Origin of the sequence: Streptomyces sp. NPDC059668, from assembly GCF_042734135.1 — a bacterium.
Classification (GTDB): Bacteria; Actinomycetota; Actinomycetes; order Streptomycetales; family Streptomycetaceae; genus Streptomyces.
Window position 1 is genome coordinate 48,819 of sequence record NZ_JBHWEL010000052.1, and the last position, 17,242, is coordinate 66,060.

The window sequence follows — 17,242 nt, forward strand, 5'->3', positions numbered from 1 at the left end:
GACACACCCCCACCCCACCCAACACCCTCCCTCTCTCTTTATCTCTCTTTCTCGCCGGCTCCCGGGGGTCCACCCGCCGGGGGGGCGGCGGGCGCGCCCCCCCCCCCCGCTGACGGGAACTCAGGAGATGGACTACCTGTTGCCCACACCGTTGCCCGAGAGGACCGGGATGTCGTCGAGGATGTGCGACAGCGGCTCGTCGCCCTTGGCCTGGGTCGAGTTCTCGACGCACTGCTGGTTCTGCGGGGCCGACAGGATCGGGACGTCCTGCACGGCGATCGGCACGGCGCCGATGAGCGAGCCGAGGTTCGCCTTGGCCGGCAGGCCGATGCAGGGCTTGTTCAGCGAGCCCTGGATGAGCGCCATCTGCGGGCTCATGTTGCCGAACGTCGCCGAGTTGCCGTACGACTGCGTGGCCCCGTTACCGCTGGTGGACGTCGTGCCACCGTCGTTTCCGATGGCCAGCGCCTGCGGCGCGGCCGCGGCGGAAACGCCGACGACGGAAGCGGCGACCGCGGCGGCGGCCATAACCTTCTTGATCACTAGCTAGTCCCTTCTGGAGAAACCCCGTCCACCGGAGCGCACTGGTCAACTACGGCGGACGGTCTTGGTTGCTGCCATTCACTCCGATGGCGCACATCGACGAGGGACCCCGGGCTCGCGCGCGCCCTGGATTCCCACGCATTCCCGGCCGTTGAACGGGCCAACCGGGTGAATCACCGCAACCAATGCGAGGCGGCCGGGTTGATGCCAGGGCAGGAACACGTGTCTCTGCCAGGAAAGGAACGCGAAATGTTCAAGAAGGCAATGGCCGCGGCGGCGGTCGCCGCTTCCGTCGTCGGTGTCTCGGCGGCGGCCGCGCCCCAGGCGCTTGCCATCGGTGACGACAACGGCACGACCTCCGTCAGCGGGAACGGCGCCACGGAGTCGTTCGGCAACTCGGTGACCGGCGGCAACATGAGCCCGCAGCTCAGCCTCGCGCAGGGCACGCTGAACAAGCTCTGTGTCGGCCTGCCGGCCAAGGCGAACGCCGGCTCGCTCGTCGGCGTCCTCGTGCCCGTCGCCGTCCAGGACGTCCCGATCCTTTCGGCCCCGCAGAACCAGCAGTGCGCCGAGAACTCCACCCAGGCCAAGGGTGACGAGCCGCTGTCGCACCTGGTGGACGACATCCCGGTCCTGTCGGGCAACGGTGTCGGCAACCACTGACCCACGCCGCTGAATCTTCGCCTCGAAGAGGCTCGGGCCGCCCGTCGCGTTCGACGCGGGCGGTCCGCTGCTCTTTCCGGCAATTCAGGGAAGCGTTTCTTCCCTTGTGCCGCCGTGGTTCCGAGATGAAAACAGGGCAATTCGAGTGAATTCCCAAACGGCGTGCGTTCCGCAGTTTCTTCGGGCGTCCCGGCCTCGTTTACAGCCTGCAGGTCATGAAGCGAGCCGCTTCCGTTGTGCTCGCTCGGCTTCGGCCGTCATAGGGGCATGACCGCAGAGAAGGGAAAGCACGTGAAGCACAAGAAGAGCGCTGCTGTCGTCGCCGGCGCGATCATGGCCCTGGGTATGGCCGCCCCGGCCTTCGCGGACTCGGGTGCCGAGGGCGCCGCCATCGGTTCCCCGGGTGTCCTCTCGGGCAACGTGATCCAGGTTCCCGTGCACATCCCCGTCAACGTGTGCGGTAACTCGATCGACGTCATCGGCCTGCTCAACCCGGCGTTCGGCAACGCCTGCGCCAACCACTGACGCGACAGGACACCAGCCACCCGGCTGTGTCACGGCCGGCCTTGGACCGCCTTTCCGGTTCCGGGGCCGGCCTTCCTCACTTCTCACTTCTTCACACAGGGAGGACAAGAGATTGCGACAGACCCTGAGCAAGGGAATGGTCATGGCCGCGGCCACGACGAGCATCCTGTCCCTGTACGGCACCCCCGCGTTCGCGGACGCGCAGGCCAACGGCGGCGCGGCGGACTCGCCCGGCGTCGGATCGGGCAACACGGTTCAGCTTCCGCTGAACGTGCCGGTGAACGCCTGCGGCAACACCGTCAACGTGATCGCCGCGCTCAACCCGGCCTTCGGGAACTCCTGCGCCAACGGCTCGGGTTCGCAAGGGTCGCGCGGTGTGACGCACCAGCCCGTCCACCAGGTGGGCCGGTCCGGCCACGGCGGCCGGCACGTGTACCACGACGAGTCGGGCCACCACGGCGGCCTCCCGGGCTCCGGCACCCACGGCTCCGGCCTCCCGGGCTCCGGCTCTCACGGCTCCGGCGCCCACGTCCCCGGCATCCCGGGTACGGACTCCGACGACTCCGTCCTGCCGGGTCCGCGTTCCCACGGCTCCGGCGCCTGGGCCCACAGCGAGACGCACGGTTCGCCCGGCATCGGGTCGGGCAACAGCGTGCAGGCGCCCGTGGACGTCCCGGTGAACGTCTGCGGCGACACGGCGAACGTGGTCGGCATCGGCAACCCGGCGTTCGGCAACGACTGCGAGAACGGCTACGGCGACACCCCGCCGCCTCCCACGACGCCGCCGACCACCCCGCCGCCGGTGACCCCGCCACCGCCGGTGACCCCGCCGGTGACGCCGCCGCCGGTGACGCCTCCCGTCACTCCGCCGGTGACGCCGCCCGTCACCCCTCCCGGGCCGCCCACCCTGGCCCAGACGGGCAGTGAGGACGTACTCGGGTTCTCGGCCGCCAGTGCCGCGCTGCTGATCGGTGGCGCCGTCCTGTACCGGCGAGGCCGAGCCACGTCGCGTCGCTAGTACGCGGCACCAGCAGGATGCCCGTACGACGCTTCGGGTGCCGGACGCGACATCGTGTCCGGCACCCGAGCTCGTCGTCCGGGCCGGTCCCGGGCCGCTTCCCGGGACCGTCACGAACAGACCCGGCGGCGAGGACCCGACGTCCCGGCCGGCCGCGGTGGAGCCGCCGATCACACGGCCGGGCTCCCGCGGTTCCCCGACGGGTGGCCCTAGCCGTTCACCGGTCGGCCGAACCCGTCGCCCGGCCCGGGGTGTTCGGCCTCCGACGCCGCCGCACCGCCGTCGAGCCCCACCATCCCCGGCCGTACGCCGCCCGCATGCGCGTGGGCGGGCCGCTCGCGTCATCCATCGGGACGAGCACCGCCGGACGGGACGGACGCGCGGCCACTCGGAGCAATGCCGACACGCCGTCCGCGCCGACCGCGCCGGTCGGTCACGGCGAACGCGTCTCGCGGACCGAAGCCCGTTCCACGTAGGGGAATCGCCGCCGAATCGGCGACCGTGCGCACGTCCACCCGCGCTCCGCCGAGCAGCGGCACGGAAGGTCCCCTCGGTCCGGTCACCCTCGCGAGTGACCGGAATGCCGGAAAAGTGATGCCTCCGTCGGCGGAATGGGCATTTATATGACTGGGTGTCAGTGGAGGAGGAGAAGGAAAGCAGCCGGAGCAGCAGAGAGCGGAGCAGGCATGGCCCCACAACAGCAATGGTCCCGGAACGGAAGGCTGGCATTCGTCGCGGCCGGCGTCGTCGCGTCGATCGTCCTGGCTCCGGGCCCGGGGTACGCCGTGGGCGCCGGGGCGGGGCGCGTCGCCGATCCTCCGGCACCGGCACCGACATCGGTGACACCGCAGGCGCAGAAGCCCGCGACGCCGCCGCCCCCGCCACCCGCCCCGGCCGTACCGACCACGCCGCCGGCCGCGCCGACGACGCCCGCCGCACCCGTGAAACCCACCACCCCGCCCACCGCCCCCGTGACACCGCCGAAACCCGCGGCGCCCGTCAAGCCCGCGGCGCCCGTCAAGCCCGCGCCGGTCGTGCCGCGCCCGGCCTTCGGGGCCTACCTCGACTACGGCCCGATGGGCGTGGCCCGGATCGCCCAGCTCAGCCAGTGGCTGGGCGGCACCGAGCTGCGGGTAGGGCACACGTACCTGCCCGGTGACCGCTGGAGCAACATCGAGGGACCGCCCGGTTTCCTCGACGTCTGGGCGGACTGGCGGCGCCAGCGGGCCGACCGGATGCTCGTCCTCAACGTGCCGATGCTGGAGCGCAACGAGGAGAACGTCTCCGACCCCGAGGTGCGGGCGCTGCTGCGGCAGGGCGCCGACGGCGCGTTCGACCTGCACTTCCGCGCGCTCGCCCAGCGGCTGGTCCGGCTGGGGGCGCCGGACACCGTCATCGTGCTCGGCTGGGAGATGAACGGGATCACGTACACCCACCGCTGCGGGCCGGACCCGGAGGCGTGGAAGAAGTACTGGAACAGGATCGTCACCGCCATGCGGTCGGTACCGGGCCAGAAGTTCCGGTTCGACTTCACCCCGAGCCGCGGCCTGGACGCCGTTCCCTGGACGCAGTGCTATCCCGGGGACGACACGGTCGACATCATCGGGATGGATTCCTACGACCAGCCGCGCGGGCTGTCGTTCGACGAAGAGGTGACGGAGCCCTACGGCCTCCAGGAACACGTGGACTTCGCCAAAGCCCACGGCAAGCCCATCTCGTATCCCGAATGGGGCCTCTTCCGCAACGGCGACAACGCGGCGTACATGAAGCGCATGCTCGCGTGGATGGACGACCACCGGCCCCTGTACAACACGCTGACCGACTACTGCCCGCACGGCGTGTGGCAGTGCGCGGACAACCCGAAGGCGTCCGAGGTGTACCGCAAGGTGCTCTCCGGCCACATCGACCCGGCACCGCAGCCCACGCCGCCGCCGGCACCGGTGCCGTCCGTGCCCAAGCCGGTGCCGACACCCGTTCCCACACCCGTGCCGACACCGGTGCACCCGCCCAACTGCTCGCCGGTGGAACTGGGCGACTGGGTGGAGTACTGGCTCGGAGGCAAGCTCTGCCTCCGCTTCGACTGGTGGTCGCGCAACCGGTGACCCGAGCGCGCCCGGGACCTCGTGGTGACGGCGGGTCGTTCACGGCCCGTCGCCACCACGCTCCCTCCAGCGGCGCACCAGCTCCTTGCCCCGGCTGCGCGCGACGACGTCGCAGACCGCCGCCGACAGCAGCGGCGCCGTACGCCGCCGGGCCAGCAGCAGCCGCTGGTTGACGACGGGATACGGGCGCCAGTGGTGCTTGTAGGGCTCGTCGCCGCGCAGCAGGCTCAGTGCCCGGCGCCCGTCCCCCTCGGTGTGCCGGGCACAGGCGTCCAGCAGTATCACGGCGACGTCCGCCTTCCGCTCGCGCAGATCCGGATGGGCACCGTAGAGGTAACCGCCCGCCAGGCGCGGGGACAGCAGGGTGAGGTCCACCGCCATCACGGTGCCGTCGAGCCGGAACTCGGTCACCACCGCGTCCCCGGAGCTCACCATCGGCCCGACCGACCGGACCAGGTGCTCGGCGAAACGATCCTGGAGATGCTCGGACGTCACCTTCCGGCCCTGCCACTGCAGTCGGTGCAGTTCCAGCAGCCGGCCCAGCGCCGCGCCCACCTCCCCGACCGGCACGATCCGGCGCTCGATGCCCAGCGCCGCGAGTTTGCGCAGCTTGGCCCGCACGCGCTGGGCCTTCGAGGACGGCAGCCGGCCCACCAGTTCGTCCATCGAGAGGGCGGGCAGCTCCAGACAGAGCGAGTCCTGCACCCGGCGCCGCGGTCCGTGCCAGCGCTCGTAGATCCGCTCCACCGCGCCGCCGGGCCGTACCTCGCGGAAGTCGATCAGCGCGCTGCGAGCGGCCAGGGACAGGCCCTCGGCGAGCGTCGCCGCCGCGCGGTCGGCGTACTCGTCGTCGATGAGGACGTCGCCGTAGTCGGAGATGGACCCGCCGAGCGGGACCAGCGCGGGCAGCGGGCGACGGACGCGCATCAGGGGCGCGACCGCGCGGAGCTCGTCGCCCTCACGGACCAGGACCAGACGCAGGCGGCCGGGGGTGCCGTACGACAGCCACCAGGAGTACAGCCAGGCGTGGCTCTGGAACGGGGTGGCGGCGGCGCACCGGCCGTACAGGCGTTCCCAGGCGGGTGCCAGGGCGGCGAACTCCCGCTCCTCCGTGATGATCTCGGCCCGCAGGGTGCCGCCGAGCGCGACCCGCAGGGCGGCGCTCACAGCTGTCCGTGCGCGTCGGGGGCGGCAGCGGGGTTCGGCACGGCGGCCGTTCGGGCCCCGTCCCTGTCCCGGCGCGGGCGCACCAGCAGGACCAGCCCGCCCAGCAGCCCTCCGGCGCTCGCCCCGACCAGGGCGGTCACCTTCGGCGACGGCGAGGAGGGAGCGGTCGGCTTCATCGCGCGGGAGAACTGGAGGAGTTCGACGTGGGTACTGGCACGGGTGGCGTTGGCGTGCTCGGTCAGCGAGCGCGAGACGGCGTTCGCCATGCCGGCCGCGAGGCCCGGACGCGAGGAGGTGGCCGACACGGCGACCATCGGGGCGTCGGGGGAGGTCGCGGTCTGCACGCTGCGCTGCAACGTCCTCAGCGGCACCCCGGCCCACGCCTGCGCGTCCCCCAGCACCGCGAGCTGCGTGGCGACCCGGCCGTACGCCTGCGCGAAGCCGAGCGCCGACGCCGGGTCGGACTTCTCCGTCGGGACGGCGATGACGTAACTCGTCGCCGTGTACGTCGGGGGCTTCTCGACGCCGTACGCGGCCCCGAGCGCGCCGCCGAGCAGGACGCCGGCGACGAGCAGGGGCCACCGCGGCAGGCGCCTGCGACGGGCGACGGGCGGGCTCGCCGGGCCGGGCGGGGCCACCGGTACGGCCGGGCCGGGCGTGTCCGCCGGGCCGGCCTGTTCGGCCTGGCGATGTTGCCTGGTGGGGATTTCGGTCATGAGGAACTCACTCCCAGAGGGGTGCAGGAGACGGCGGCCGCGTACACGTCCATGAGCTGCGCGGCGCTGCGGGTGATGCTGTAGTGGTGGGCCGCGTCCGGTACCGAACGGAGCCCGGGGCCGGCTTCGCGGACGGCCCGGAGGGCTCGTACGAACGAGTCGGCGCCGCCCTGGACCCGGCGGGCGCCCGGCGCGGCGCCCGCGGGCAGGTCCTCGATCGCGGGGCAGGACACGTACAGGACCGGCAGTCCGGCCGCCATCGCCTCCACGACCGCGAGCCCGAAGGCCTCTTCGGCGCTGGGCGAGGCGAGGACGTCCATGGCCGCGGTCAGCGACGGCAGGTCGGCGCCGGGGACGCCGCCGGTGGGGCGCTCTCCGGTGAACAGCACCCGGTCCGCGACCCCGGCCCGCTGCGCGGTCCGCCGCAGCACGCTCTCCTCGGTGCCGCCGCCGACCAGCACCAGCCAGTGGTCCGGGGGCAGTTCGGCCAGCGCGCGGATCAGGACGTCGAACCGCTTGGCCGCCGTGAGCCGGCCGACACCGCCCACGACCCAGGCGTCCTCCGGCAGTCCGAGCCGGCGGCGGGTGCGTTCGCGCAGGACCGGGTCGAAGCGGAAGCGGTCCACGTCGATGCCGTTCGGGACGACCTCGATGCGTGGTCCGGGCACACCCCAGCGGCGCAGCCGGTCGGCCACGGTCGGCGAGACGGCGACGGTGGACCGGCCGAGACGCTCGCTGGCGAGATACAGCGAGCGGACGCCCGCGCTCAGCCTGCGCCCCTCCATCTGCGAGTCGCCCAGGGAGTGTTCGGTGGCGACGACGGCCTTCACCCCGGCCATCCGGGCGGCGATCCGGCCGTACACGCACGCCCGGTAGAGGTGGGTGTGCACGAGGTCGTAGCGGCCCCCGCGGATCAGCTTCGCCAGCCGGGGGAGCGCGCCGAGGTCCCGGTTGCCGGTCATGCCGAGGTGGACGACGCGTACCCCGTCGTCGGCGAGCCCCTCGGCGACCGCGCCGGGGTTGGTGAGCGTGACGACGTCGCAGTCGACGGGCAGATGCCGCAGGAGCAGCCGCAGTTGCTGCTCGGCGCCGCCGACACCGAGGCCGGTGATGATGTGCAGGGCCTTCATCAGGCCCCCTCGACCGGACGCCGCCGCAGCCGGTGCAGTTTGAGTTTCAGCAGCAGGCGGACGGCGGTGTCGCTCTGTCCGATGTGGACGCGCGGCAGGGCGTGCGGGCCGGTCAGCGGGCCGGGATCGATTCCGCAGGCGTAGGTGTAGCCGGCGTCGCGCACGGCGTCCACGACCCGTGTGTCGAGGGTTCCGTAGGGGTAGCAGAAGCCGTCGACGAGAGCACCCGTCAGGTCCGAGAGCACCGCTCTGCTCTCGGCGACCTCGGAGCGCAGCAGGGCGTCGTCGACCTGGGTCAGGTCGATGTGGGTGAGGCCGTGCGAGCCGATCTCGATGCCCTCGGCGGCGGCCAGCCGGATACCGCGGGCGCCGAGCAGCGGCTTGCGGGGGCCGAGCGGGTCCCAGGCGTTGTCGCCGTCCAGCCGTCCCGGCAGCACGAAGAGGGTGGCACCGCAGTCGTGCCGGTGCAGGAGGGGCAGCGCGGTCTCGACGAAGTCGGCGTATCCGTCGTCGAAGGTGAGACCGACCAGGCCGCGGCCCTTCCCCCGGGCGCGGGCCGCGAGCAGTTCGGCCATGCTCACACCGCGCAGCCCGCGGCGCCGCAGCCACCCCAGCTGGTGGTCGAGGCGGTCCGGCGAGACCGTGATGCTGTACGGGTCGTCGGAGCAGTCGCCCACGGAGTGGTACATCGCGACCCAGGGGACCGTGTCGGCGGACCGCACGGCGGTGTGGAAGCAGGTACGGCGACGGAGGTCGGTGGCGGCGCGGGCGTCGACACGTCTGAAGCGGTCAGCGGAAACGGACATGCGGCAGCCTTCGTTTGAGGGAACGGAGGACGGGTGCGAGGGCCTGGACCCCCAGGGCCCAGGCCAGCACGGCGAAGACGACGGTCACGACGGTGCCGCCGAGTACGAGCCCCACCAGGGGGGAGTGCGCACGGCTCGCGCAGAGCGCGCCGGCCGCGCTCGCGACGAGCGCCGCGCGCACCGGTTTGCTCACTTCCACGACCACCCGGCGGGTGCGGATCGGCACACTGCGCGGGCCCATGCCGGACAGCAGGAGCAGGGCGCTGAGGGTGATGCCGCCCGCGTTCGCCGCGGCGATCCCGCACACGCCCCAGCTGCCGACGGCCAGCGCCCCGATCCACGAGGTCGCGACGATCCCGGCGGTCATCGCGAACAGCGGGTACCAGGTGGGCCGCCCCGACGAGAAGTACGAGCGCACGAGCGCGCCCACCAGCGTGTGGCCGAGCAGCCCGAGCGCGTAGACCCGCATCACGGCGGCGGTGGCCGCGGTGTCCTGCGCGGTGAACGCGCCCCGCTGGAAGAGCAGCTGGACGATCTGGGGCGCGCACGCGACGACCGCCGCGGTGCCGAGGAGCACCGTGCAGGAGACCAGCGCCAGGTCGCGCTCCACCCGGACGCGGGCCCGCTCGGTGTCGCCCTCGGCCATCGCCTGCGCCACCACCGGGAAGGTGACGGTGCACAGCATCAGCGAGAGCACCATCGGCATCTGCGCGACCTTCTGCGCGTAGTTCAGGTGCGAGATGGCACCGGCGGGCAGCGACGAGGCCAGGAACCGTTCGATCAGGACCTGGGACTGCCGGCACAGGGCGAAGAGCAGCACCGTGCTGATCAGCGTCAGGTCCATCGGACGCGCTTGCGCGTCGCCCGTCCCGTCCGCGGTCACCTCGTGCCGCCGCAGCTGCCGCCAGAGCGAGGGCGCCTGCGCGACCACCATCAGGGCGCCGCCCACCGCGACCCCGAGGGCCGCCGAGCGCACCCCCCATCGGCCGCCGAGGACGAACATCGCGGTGATGATGCCGGTGTTGTACGCGACGTAGATGGCCGCGGGCGCGACGAACCGGCGGTGCGCCCGCAGTGCGGCGCTGCAGTACCCGGCGAGTCCGAAGGTGAACACGCAGGTGGCCGTCAACCGGGTGCAGTCCACGGCGAGCCTCGGGTCCGGCAGTCCGGGTGCGAGAGCCTCGACGAGGTAGGGCGCGCCGGCGATCAGCAGCGCGGCGACGGCCGTGACGGCGAGCGTGAGACGGGGCAGGGTCGCGGCGACCAGGGCACGCACCGGGTCGCCGACGGCGCCCTGGGCGCGCCGCGCCACCGCCATGCTGAACGCCGGTACGAGCACGAAGGCCAGGCCGTCCTCGATCAGCAGCGTCGCCGCGAACTCCGGCAGGGTCCAGGCGACCAGGAAGGCGTCCGTCGCGGAGTCGGCTCCGAACAGGTGCGCGAGGGCCTGGTCGCGTCCGAGGCCCAGCAGGGCTCCGGCGATCGACAGCGCGATGGTGACGAGGGCGGCCTTGGCGAGGAACCGGTTGGAGGCGGCGCTCTCCGCGGTGGCGGTGGGGGGCCCGGTGGGGGAGGCGGAGGCGGAGGCGGTTCGGGAGGACGGCGGGGACGGGGGTGACGGGGAGGAGAGGGAGGGGGGAGCGGACAGCGGAGGGGGCGAGGGTGGGGCGAGTGGGTCGGGTGGGGCGCAGGTGGGGGCGGTGTCGAGGGCGGCCGACAGGGCGAACGCGTCGTCGGTTCCGGTGCGGCCGCCGCTGCTGTCGGCCGCCGCCCGGGGAGGCTGCACCGTCATCGCGTCGAGGCCTCCTCCGGTGAGCCCGCCGCCGACGTGGACGCGGACGAGGACGCGGACGAGGACGCGGGCGGCGCCGCGGTTTCGGGGTCGAGGGGTGTCGGGAACGCCGGGGCTCGGGAGGCCGTGGGCGTCGAGGATGCCGGGGCCTCGGCGGTCAGGGACACCGCGGACACCGGGGACACCGCGGACATCGGGGACGCCGGATCCACCAGCGCCCACCAGGCCACCAGGCCGAAGCAGACACCCGTCAGCACGGTCGAGGGCCCGCCGATGTCCGCGTACACGAAGTCCACCAACTGCCAGCCGAGCAGCCCGCACGAGACCAGCGCGCAGTCGAGCCCCGACGGGACCCGGACCGGGCGGTGGCCGGGTCCCGGGAGGGCGTCCGGCAGTGTCCGGCGCACCCGGACCAGCCCGCGCAGCGCGCACACCAGGAGTGCCAGCCAGCTGCCCGCGAGGGCGACTAGCCCGACCAGGCCCTGTTCGCTCAGCACGAGCAGATACATGTTGTGCGGGGAGAGCAGCGGCTGCTTGCTGTACTCGGCTCCGGCGCCCCCGATGTCACTGCCCGAGGAGAGGGCGAGCGAGGCGTGACCGTCACGTTGGTCGGGGAAGCCCTTGAGCCCGACGCCGGTGAGGGGGTGGTCGCGCCACATGTCGACGGCCGCCGCCCACATGGTGTAGCGGTCCACCACCGACTGGTCCGGGGCGTCGGTGACCTGCGTGATGCTGTCGAGGCGCTCCTGGAGCATCTCCGTACCGACGCCGAGTCCGCCCACCAGGATCACGGCCACGGCCGCGACCACGGCGCCCACCCTGACCGCGCGCCGCAGCCCCGCCAGCGCCAGCTGAGCACCGCAGGCCAGAGCGGTGGCGATCCACGCGCCCCGGCTGAACGACAGCGCGAGCGGCGGCAGCAGCACCAGCGCGCACACCACGGCCGAGGTCCGCCCGCGCGCCGTGTCCGAACCGAGCGCCAGCGCGAGCGCGCACACCAGCCCGAAGGCGACCACCGTCGCCATGCCCATCACGTCCGTCGGCCCGAAGGTGCCCACGGCCCGCACGTCCTCACCCCGGTAAGAGGCGCCGGTCCCGGTGACGTATTGGTGCACCCCGACCGCCCCCTGCCACAGCGCCAGGGCGACGAACGACCAGGCGAGCAGGCGGAAGTCGCGGCGGTCCCGGACCAGCAGCAGCACGGCCGCGGGCACCAGGACGAAGATCTGCAGATAGCGGGTGAGACCGGTGATCCCGGCCCCCGGGCTCGCCGCCCCGGCCGCTGCGACCGCGATGCCGATCACGGGCAGTGCGAGGACCACCGCCGCGCCCGGTGACAGGGGGCGCCGGCGGTCCCGTACGAGCCGTACCGCGCAGCAGACCACGACCAGACCGGACACGGCGTCCGCGATGCTCGCGCCACCCTCCCCGCTCGGCGCGATCGGCAGCCCGAGCAGCGCGATCACGGCCACGACGGGCAGCACCGGCAGCGCGCGCCGCACCCCGGACATCACGTCGCCCAGGGGTGTGCGGGGGGTGGCCGGGGGCGAGCCGGGGGTTCGCGGCGGGTGGGGGATGGCCGGCGGCGGGCAGGGGACCGGTGGCGAATGGGGGGTGGCCGGTGGTGAGTGGGGCAGGGCTCGGCTCATCGGCTCAGCTCCCCGTCGGACGTACCAGCGAGGCAGCCGTGCGCAGCAGGATGCAGACGTCCTGCCACAGCGACCAGTTGTCGATGTACGCGTTGTCGAACCGGCAGCGGTCCTCGATCGAGGTGTCGCCGCGCAGCCCGTGGATCTGGGCGAGGCCGGTGATGCCGGTCCGCATGCGGTGGCGGGCCGCGTAGCCCGGATAGGTCTGGCTGAACTTGGCCACGAAGTACGGCCGTTCGGGGCGCGGACCGACCAGGCTCATGTCGCCCCACAGGACGTTCCACAGCTGGAGCAGTTCGTCGAGCGAGGTGCGCCGCAGGAAGTGGCAGAAACCGCTCATCTCACGCTCGCCCGCCACGCTCCAGCGGGTAGCGGCCTCGTGCTCGTCGACGGGGCGGTGGGTACGGAACTTCAGCAGCGTGAAGGGCCGCCCGTCCTTGCCGATGCGCTCCTGCCGGAAGACCACCCCCGGTCCGTCGCTCAGCCGCAGCGCGACCGCGCACACCAGCAGCAGCGGACTGGTCACGAGCAGCAGCGTCCCGGAGACGGCGACGTCGAGAAGCCGCTTGCCGAGGTTCCCGTGCGGCCGGGAGACGTCGATCCGGCGGCAGGAGAACCCGGCGAGCCGCCCGCTCCCGCCCACCGCGCCGCCGCCGCTCGCCCCGCCGCTCCCGTCCGCCCTGACGCTCCCGCCCACCGTGCCGTTCGCGCCCACCGTGCCGTTCGCGCCCGCGCGGGATCTGCCCCACGGCACCGCGTACGGGACCTCCCGTGACGGCGAGTCCGCGTCGACGTGCCACAGCGCACAGCCCGCCTCGCCCAACGCCCGTAGCAGCGGGCCTTGTTCGGGGCGCGGCTCCACCACGAGCACCGCGCGCACGCCGTTCTGGATGAGGGCCCGCTGCACCTCCTCGCCGGTGGTGAGGACCGGCAGCCCCTCGGCGCCGGCCGCCTGGGCGGCGACGACGCCCACCGGGCGCAGACCGCACCGCGGGTGCCGCAGGAAGGCCGCGGCCACCCGCTGGGCGGTCCCCGCGGAGCCGATCACCAGGGTGGCGTCGGGGCGCACGACCAGGGCCCGGCGGCGTCGCCAGTGCACGAGGGCACGGCCCGCGCAGCTCACCGCCGACTGGAGCACGCAGCCCGCGGCCAGGGCCCGGGCGGGCAGCGCCGAGGCCGGGGAGAGCGCCGCCAGCAGGGCCGCGAGCGTGCACCACGTCACGACGACCCGCGCGCACACGGCGGGCAGGTCGTCGAGCGCGGTGGGGATCCGCCCGGGACGGTACAGCGACCCGTGTGCGTTCAGCGCGAGCGCGCCGAGCAGCAGCGCGACGAGGAGCGGCGGCTGCCGCTGGACCTGGGCGAGGGACAGGCCCGCCAGCAGTGCCGCGCCGCCGTCCACGACGAGCAGGGGCAGCCACGGGGCACGGGGGGCGGACAGCCGTTGCCCGGCGGGGAACCTGAAGCCGTCGGCGGCCCCGCGTGAAGGGATGACCGAGACGGGCGAGAATCCGTACTCCCGGGGCTGTCCGCCGGGGGAGGGAACGGTGCTTTCCGCAGTCACGTGTGGATGGGCTCCCTGCACTCGGAGTGTTCCCCGCACACGGTGCGCCCGCCGGGCGCCGCGGTGAGCAACTCGCGGTAGACCTCCGCGACCGCGTCGGCCGCGCGCCGCACGTCGTGCGTGGTCAGTACGTGGCGTCGCCCCTGCCGGCCCAGCGACTCGCGCAGCGGTGCGTCGGCCAGCAGGTCGCAGATCGCACGGGCCAGTGGTCCCGGCGCCCGGGACGGCACCAGACAGCGGGTGTCGAGGCCCGGCGGCAGGCTCTCGCGGGCGCCGTCCACGTCCGTCATCACGACCGGGCGTCCGCAGGCCATGGCCTCCAGCGGCGCCAGCGCCATGCCCTCCCAACGGGACGGCAGCACCACCAGATCGGCGGCCTGGTACCAGGGCACGGCATCGTCCGCGGCTCCGGCGAACAGCACGTCGCCGGGTGCCCCGGCCCGCAGCCGAGCGCCCTCCGGGCCGTCCCCGACGAGTACGAGCCGGGCTCCGGGCATCCGCCGCCGCACGGTGTCCCAGGCCTGCAGCAGGACGTCCTGGCCCTTCTGACGGCACAGCCGTCCGACGCAGACGACCAGGGGAGCCGTGGGATCGAGCCGGTCGAGCGGCTGGATCCCGGTCCGTACGGTCGCGGCGTCAGCGGGATGGAAGCGCTCGGTGTCGACCCCGTTGGGGATCACGCTCCACGATGCCCTGATCCCGGCGCGCACGCCGGTGACGCGCTCCGCCTCACTCACACACACCACCCGGGACGCCCAACGCGCCCCCCACCGCTCCCACTTCAGCGTGAGGCCCGCGGCGAGGCCCTCGACGGCCTCGAACGACCAGGCGTGCGGCTGGAACACGGTCGGCACCCGGCCCCGCAGGACGAGCCGGCCGGCGAGTCCGGCCTTGGCGCTGTGCGCGTGCACCACGTCGGGCCGTGCCTCGGCGACGACGCGAGCGAGCCGCCGTACCTCCTGGACCAGGCGGGGCCCCGGCGCACGGGTCGCCTGCCAGTGGGTCACGTCGGTGCCGAGCGCCCGGAGCGTGTGCGCGAGGCCGCTGTCCTGCGGGCAGGCCGCGGTGACGTGCAGTCCGGCGGCGAGCTGTGCCTTCACCAGGTCGGTGAGCACACGGGCCACTCCGCCGTCCACCGGCTGGCTGACGTGCAGGACCCGCGGCGGGGGGTCGCTCGATGGCAATGACATGCGCGGGTTCCTTAGTGACGGGCGGCGCTCTGACGCACGCGTCACCGCTGCGCGTCGACGGCGGCGAACAGCGCTCCGACCCAGGCCGCGTCCCGCTGCGAAACGAGCCGGACGGCCAACTGGTCACCCCCGAGCCGGAATTCCGTGTCCGGGCCGCGGACACCGACGTCGTATCCGGGAGTGTTCGAGTACGTGGGCACGCGTTCGGCCGGGGCGTTTCGCGGCGAGGCGGTGGACGGCCCGAGTACGTCGTCCAGGGGGCCGTCCGGCGCGGCGGCGTACAGGCCGAGTACGTCGTCCAAGGGGCCGCCGGCGTCGCCCCGCGCGGTCGGCCCACCGTCACGGACCGAGAGGCTCGGCGGGACTTCGGTGCCGCCGTGGCCGCCGTGGTCGCCGTCGGCTTTCGCGGGGCCGCCCGCTGTCCGGAGGGCGCGGGGGGCGAAGCGGTCCACCGTCGCGCGGCGCGGCAGAGGGCCCGGGGAATGACGCATGACCGGCGTTGCCCTTTCGGGGAAAAGGTTCTGGACCGGCGGAGCAACGGACATCCGCAGATCACGTGGGTGCGCGCTGACTCCCCCGTCGGATTTCGACGCCTTCCGGCATCTGGTTCCGAACAGCCTCGGGAGGTGGCCGACTCTAGCCTTTATCGGTATTTAAGTCTCGAAACCTGACAAGTGTGTCGTAATGACGGATTGCTCGTCGGGTTCAGGGGGCGTGACGCCCGGTGTCCCCGGAGTCGTCGTCCAGGGGTTCGTGAGATCACTCCTTTGGAGGCGCAACCCGCGCATGCGCCGCGCGTTGATTCCAGCGCCGGGTATCCCGCCCGGCTGTTGTGACGATTTCAAGGAGCACTTCTCCATGTCGCGTATCGCGAGGGGCCTGGCCCTGACCTCCGTTGCCGCCGCTGCCATGGCGGGCACCGCCGGCATCGCCGCCGCCGACAGTGGCGCAAACGGCGCGGCCGCCAACTCCCCCGGCGTGCTGTCGGGCAACGTCGTTCAGGTTCCGGTCCACATCCCGGTCAACGTCTGCGGCAACACCGTCGACGTGATCGGCCTGCTGAACCCCGCGTTCGGCGACACCTGCGCCAACGGCTGACGTCACCGCGGACCCTTCTGCCGGCCGTCCTCCCCCACGGGAGGGCGGCCGGTCCGCGTTGCCCCGGACGGGGGAAGGTGGCGCGTGGCCCCGGTGTGGCTCCTCACCAGCGGTGATGGGGGTGGTAGGGGCACGCGGCGACTACGGAGCGCGTTCGTACAGTTGCGCACAGCGACTGCGGCTTACACGGTGGGCACACGATTCCAAGCACCACCGAAGGGAACATCCATGCGTGTTCTGCCCGCACGGCGCATCGCGTCCTCCGCACTCTGTGCCACGCTCCTGCTCGGGATAGCCGGGCCGGCCGCCGTCGCGGCCGGCAGCGACTCTGCGCGTGGCCGCACCCACGCGGCGGCACCCGTCCCCGGCGCGGACGCCCTTCTGGCGCAGGTCCAGTCGCTCGCGAACATCAGCGGCGTCCTCGCCCCCGTCACCGACCTGCTCAACGCCGCCCTCAAGGCGGACGGCGGCCAGCTCCCCGCCGCCGACGCGACGAAGCTCGCCCAGGCCGTGAAGGACGCGATCGCCAAGGCCACCGCGACGCTTCCGGCCGTGCCCGCCGCGCCCAGCGTGCCGACGTTGCCCAGCACGCCCGCACTGCCCGCCGTGCCCTCGCTCAAGAACACCGACGAGCGTGGCGACACCGAGGAGCGGGGTGACGTCGAGGGGCGCGCCCGCGCCGAGGAGCGAGGCAACGCCGGGCAGCAGGACGACAAGGCGCCGCGTGCCAAGGGTTCGCGAGCCGCGGCGAACCTCGCGGGCGACGCCCTCGCCGCGCTGCAGAAGGCGGTCGACACGCTGGTCAAGGCGGTCACGTCCGGCGACGCCACCCAGGTGGTGCCCGCGGCCACCGCCGTGGTGACCGGCCTCGTCAACCTCGTCGTCGCCATCGTGCTCGGCGGCGGCCTCCCGGCGCCGAACCTGCCCGGTCTGCCGGCGCTGCCGAGCCTGCCGTCGGCCTCGCTGCCGAGTCTGCCCGCGACGTGATCGTCCGTGACGCGAACGTCCGTGACGCGAACGTCGAGGTCGTCGCCCGTACGGTGAGAGCCCGCGCGGTGAGCACCTTCGCAGCGTGAGCGCCTGCGCCGTGAACGTCGACCACGTGAACGTCGGCGACCGCTCTCCCGCCCTCCTGGGCGTGGGGAGCGGCGCCTGAGGCGACACGGTCGCCCGACCGGCCGTGGTGGGGGGGGGGGGGGGTCTGGGGGCGCGGCCCCCCCCCCGTAGCGCAGGGTCCTCGGGACGGGGGGCTGCGGTTGTCAGAGTGTGGTATCGATAT

The 17,242-nt window shown here is 73.4% G+C and carries 16 protein-coding genes; 6 read left to right on the plus strand and 10 right to left on the minus strand.

The window, feature by feature from the left end; all coding sequences use genetic code 11:
- Positions 1–132 precede the first annotated feature (132 nt).
- Positions 133–543, minus strand: a complete 411-nt coding sequence (locus ACFV2J_RS29695) for a rodlin (RefSeq protein ID WP_385091150.1) — start codon at positions 541–543, stop codon at positions 133–135.
- 249 nt (positions 544–792) lie between these two features.
- Here ACFV2J_RS29695 and ACFV2J_RS29700 point away from each other — a divergent pair, with 249 nt between their 5' ends.
- From ACFV2J_RS29700 to ACFV2J_RS29715, 4 genes are all read left to right on the plus strand, one after another.
- Positions 793–1,206 (plus strand): rodlin, encoded by a 414-nt coding sequence (locus tag ACFV2J_RS29700; protein ID WP_385091153.1) that lies wholly within the window; start codon positions 793–795, stop codon positions 1,204–1,206.
- 267 nt (positions 1,207–1,473) lie between these two features.
- Entirely contained in the window at positions 1,474–1,731 is a 258-nt protein-coding gene (locus tag ACFV2J_RS29705; RefSeq protein ID WP_385091156.1) for a chaplin, read from the plus strand.
- Positions 1,732–1,867: 136 nt separating this feature from the next.
- On the plus strand, positions 1,868–2,749 hold the full coding sequence (locus tag ACFV2J_RS29710) for a chaplin (protein ID WP_385441532.1): 882 nt from the start codon (positions 1,868–1,870) through the stop codon (positions 2,747–2,749).
- A gap of 686 nt (positions 2,750–3,435) precedes the next feature.
- Entirely contained in the window at positions 3,436–4,851 is a 1,416-nt protein-coding gene (locus ACFV2J_RS29715; protein ID WP_385441523.1) for a glycoside hydrolase family 26 protein, read from the plus strand.
- A gap of 39 nt (positions 4,852–4,890) precedes the next feature.
- On the opposite strand, the gene ACFV2J_RS29720 is transcribed toward ACFV2J_RS29715, so the two are convergent.
- The 9 genes from ACFV2J_RS29720 to ACFV2J_RS29760 form a co-directional block, all read right to left on the minus strand.
- The gene (locus ACFV2J_RS29720; protein WP_385089288.1) at positions 4,891–5,982 is read right to left on the minus strand and encodes a GNAT family N-acetyltransferase; all 1,092 of its coding nucleotides are present in this window, start codon (positions 5,980–5,982) and stop codon (positions 4,891–4,893) included.
- Between the two features lie 32 nt (positions 5,983–6,014).
- Entirely contained in the window at positions 6,015–6,734 is a 720-nt protein-coding gene (locus ACFV2J_RS29725) for a lipopolysaccharide biosynthesis protein (RefSeq protein WP_385089276.1), read from the minus strand.
- Positions 6,731–7,864 carry a glycosyltransferase gene (locus ACFV2J_RS29730; protein ID WP_385089274.1) on the minus strand — a complete coding sequence of 378 codons (1,134 nt, stop codon included), beginning with the start codon at positions 7,862–7,864 and terminating at the stop codon, positions 6,731–6,733. Before ACFV2J_RS29730 ends, ACFV2J_RS29725 begins: the two co-directional genes overlap by 4 nt.
- On the minus strand, positions 7,864–8,553 hold the full coding sequence (locus ACFV2J_RS29735) for a polysaccharide deacetylase family protein (protein WP_385089285.1): 690 nt from the start codon (positions 8,551–8,553) through the stop codon (positions 7,864–7,866). The genes ACFV2J_RS29730 and ACFV2J_RS29735 overlap by 1 nt, the downstream gene beginning before the upstream one ends.
- A gap of 100 nt (positions 8,554–8,653) precedes the next feature.
- Positions 8,654–10,462 (minus strand): murein biosynthesis integral membrane protein MurJ, encoded by a 1,809-nt coding sequence (murJ, locus tag ACFV2J_RS29740; RefSeq protein ID WP_385089271.1) that lies wholly within the window; start codon positions 10,460–10,462, stop codon positions 8,654–8,656.
- On the minus strand, positions 10,459–11,973 hold the full coding sequence (locus ACFV2J_RS29745; RefSeq protein ID WP_385089282.1) for an O-antigen ligase family protein: 1,515 nt from the start codon (positions 11,971–11,973) through the stop codon (positions 10,459–10,461). The genes murJ and ACFV2J_RS29745 overlap by 4 nt, the downstream gene beginning before the upstream one ends.
- Positions 11,974–12,115: 142 nt before the next feature.
- Entirely contained in the window at positions 12,116–13,675 is a 1,560-nt protein-coding gene (locus tag ACFV2J_RS29750) for a sugar transferase (protein ID WP_385089268.1), read from the minus strand.
- Positions 13,672–14,865 (minus strand): glycosyltransferase, encoded by a 1,194-nt coding sequence (locus ACFV2J_RS29755; RefSeq protein WP_385089266.1) that lies wholly within the window; start codon positions 14,863–14,865, stop codon positions 13,672–13,674. Before ACFV2J_RS29755 ends, ACFV2J_RS29750 begins: the two co-directional genes overlap by 4 nt.
- 41 nt (positions 14,866–14,906) lie before the next feature.
- Positions 14,907–15,356, minus strand: coding sequence for a hypothetical protein (locus tag ACFV2J_RS29760; RefSeq protein WP_385089263.1), 450 nt, complete (start codon positions 15,354–15,356; stop codon positions 14,907–14,909).
- A 367-nt stretch (positions 15,357–15,723) separates the two neighbouring features.
- On the opposite strand from ACFV2J_RS29760, the gene chpG reads away from it, so the two are divergent.
- Both chpG and ACFV2J_RS29770 read left to right on the plus strand, forming a co-directional pair.
- Positions 15,724–15,963: a chaplin ChpG gene (gene chpG / locus ACFV2J_RS29765; RefSeq protein ID WP_385089260.1), complete on the plus strand. Its 240-nt coding sequence runs from the start codon at positions 15,724–15,726 to the stop codon at positions 15,961–15,963.
- Positions 15,964–16,191: 228 nt separating this feature from the next.
- Positions 16,192–16,950: a hypothetical protein gene (locus ACFV2J_RS29770; RefSeq protein ID WP_385441530.1), complete on the plus strand. Its 759-nt coding sequence runs from the start codon at positions 16,192–16,194 to the stop codon at positions 16,948–16,950.
- Positions 16,951–17,242: the final 292 nt, after the last annotated feature.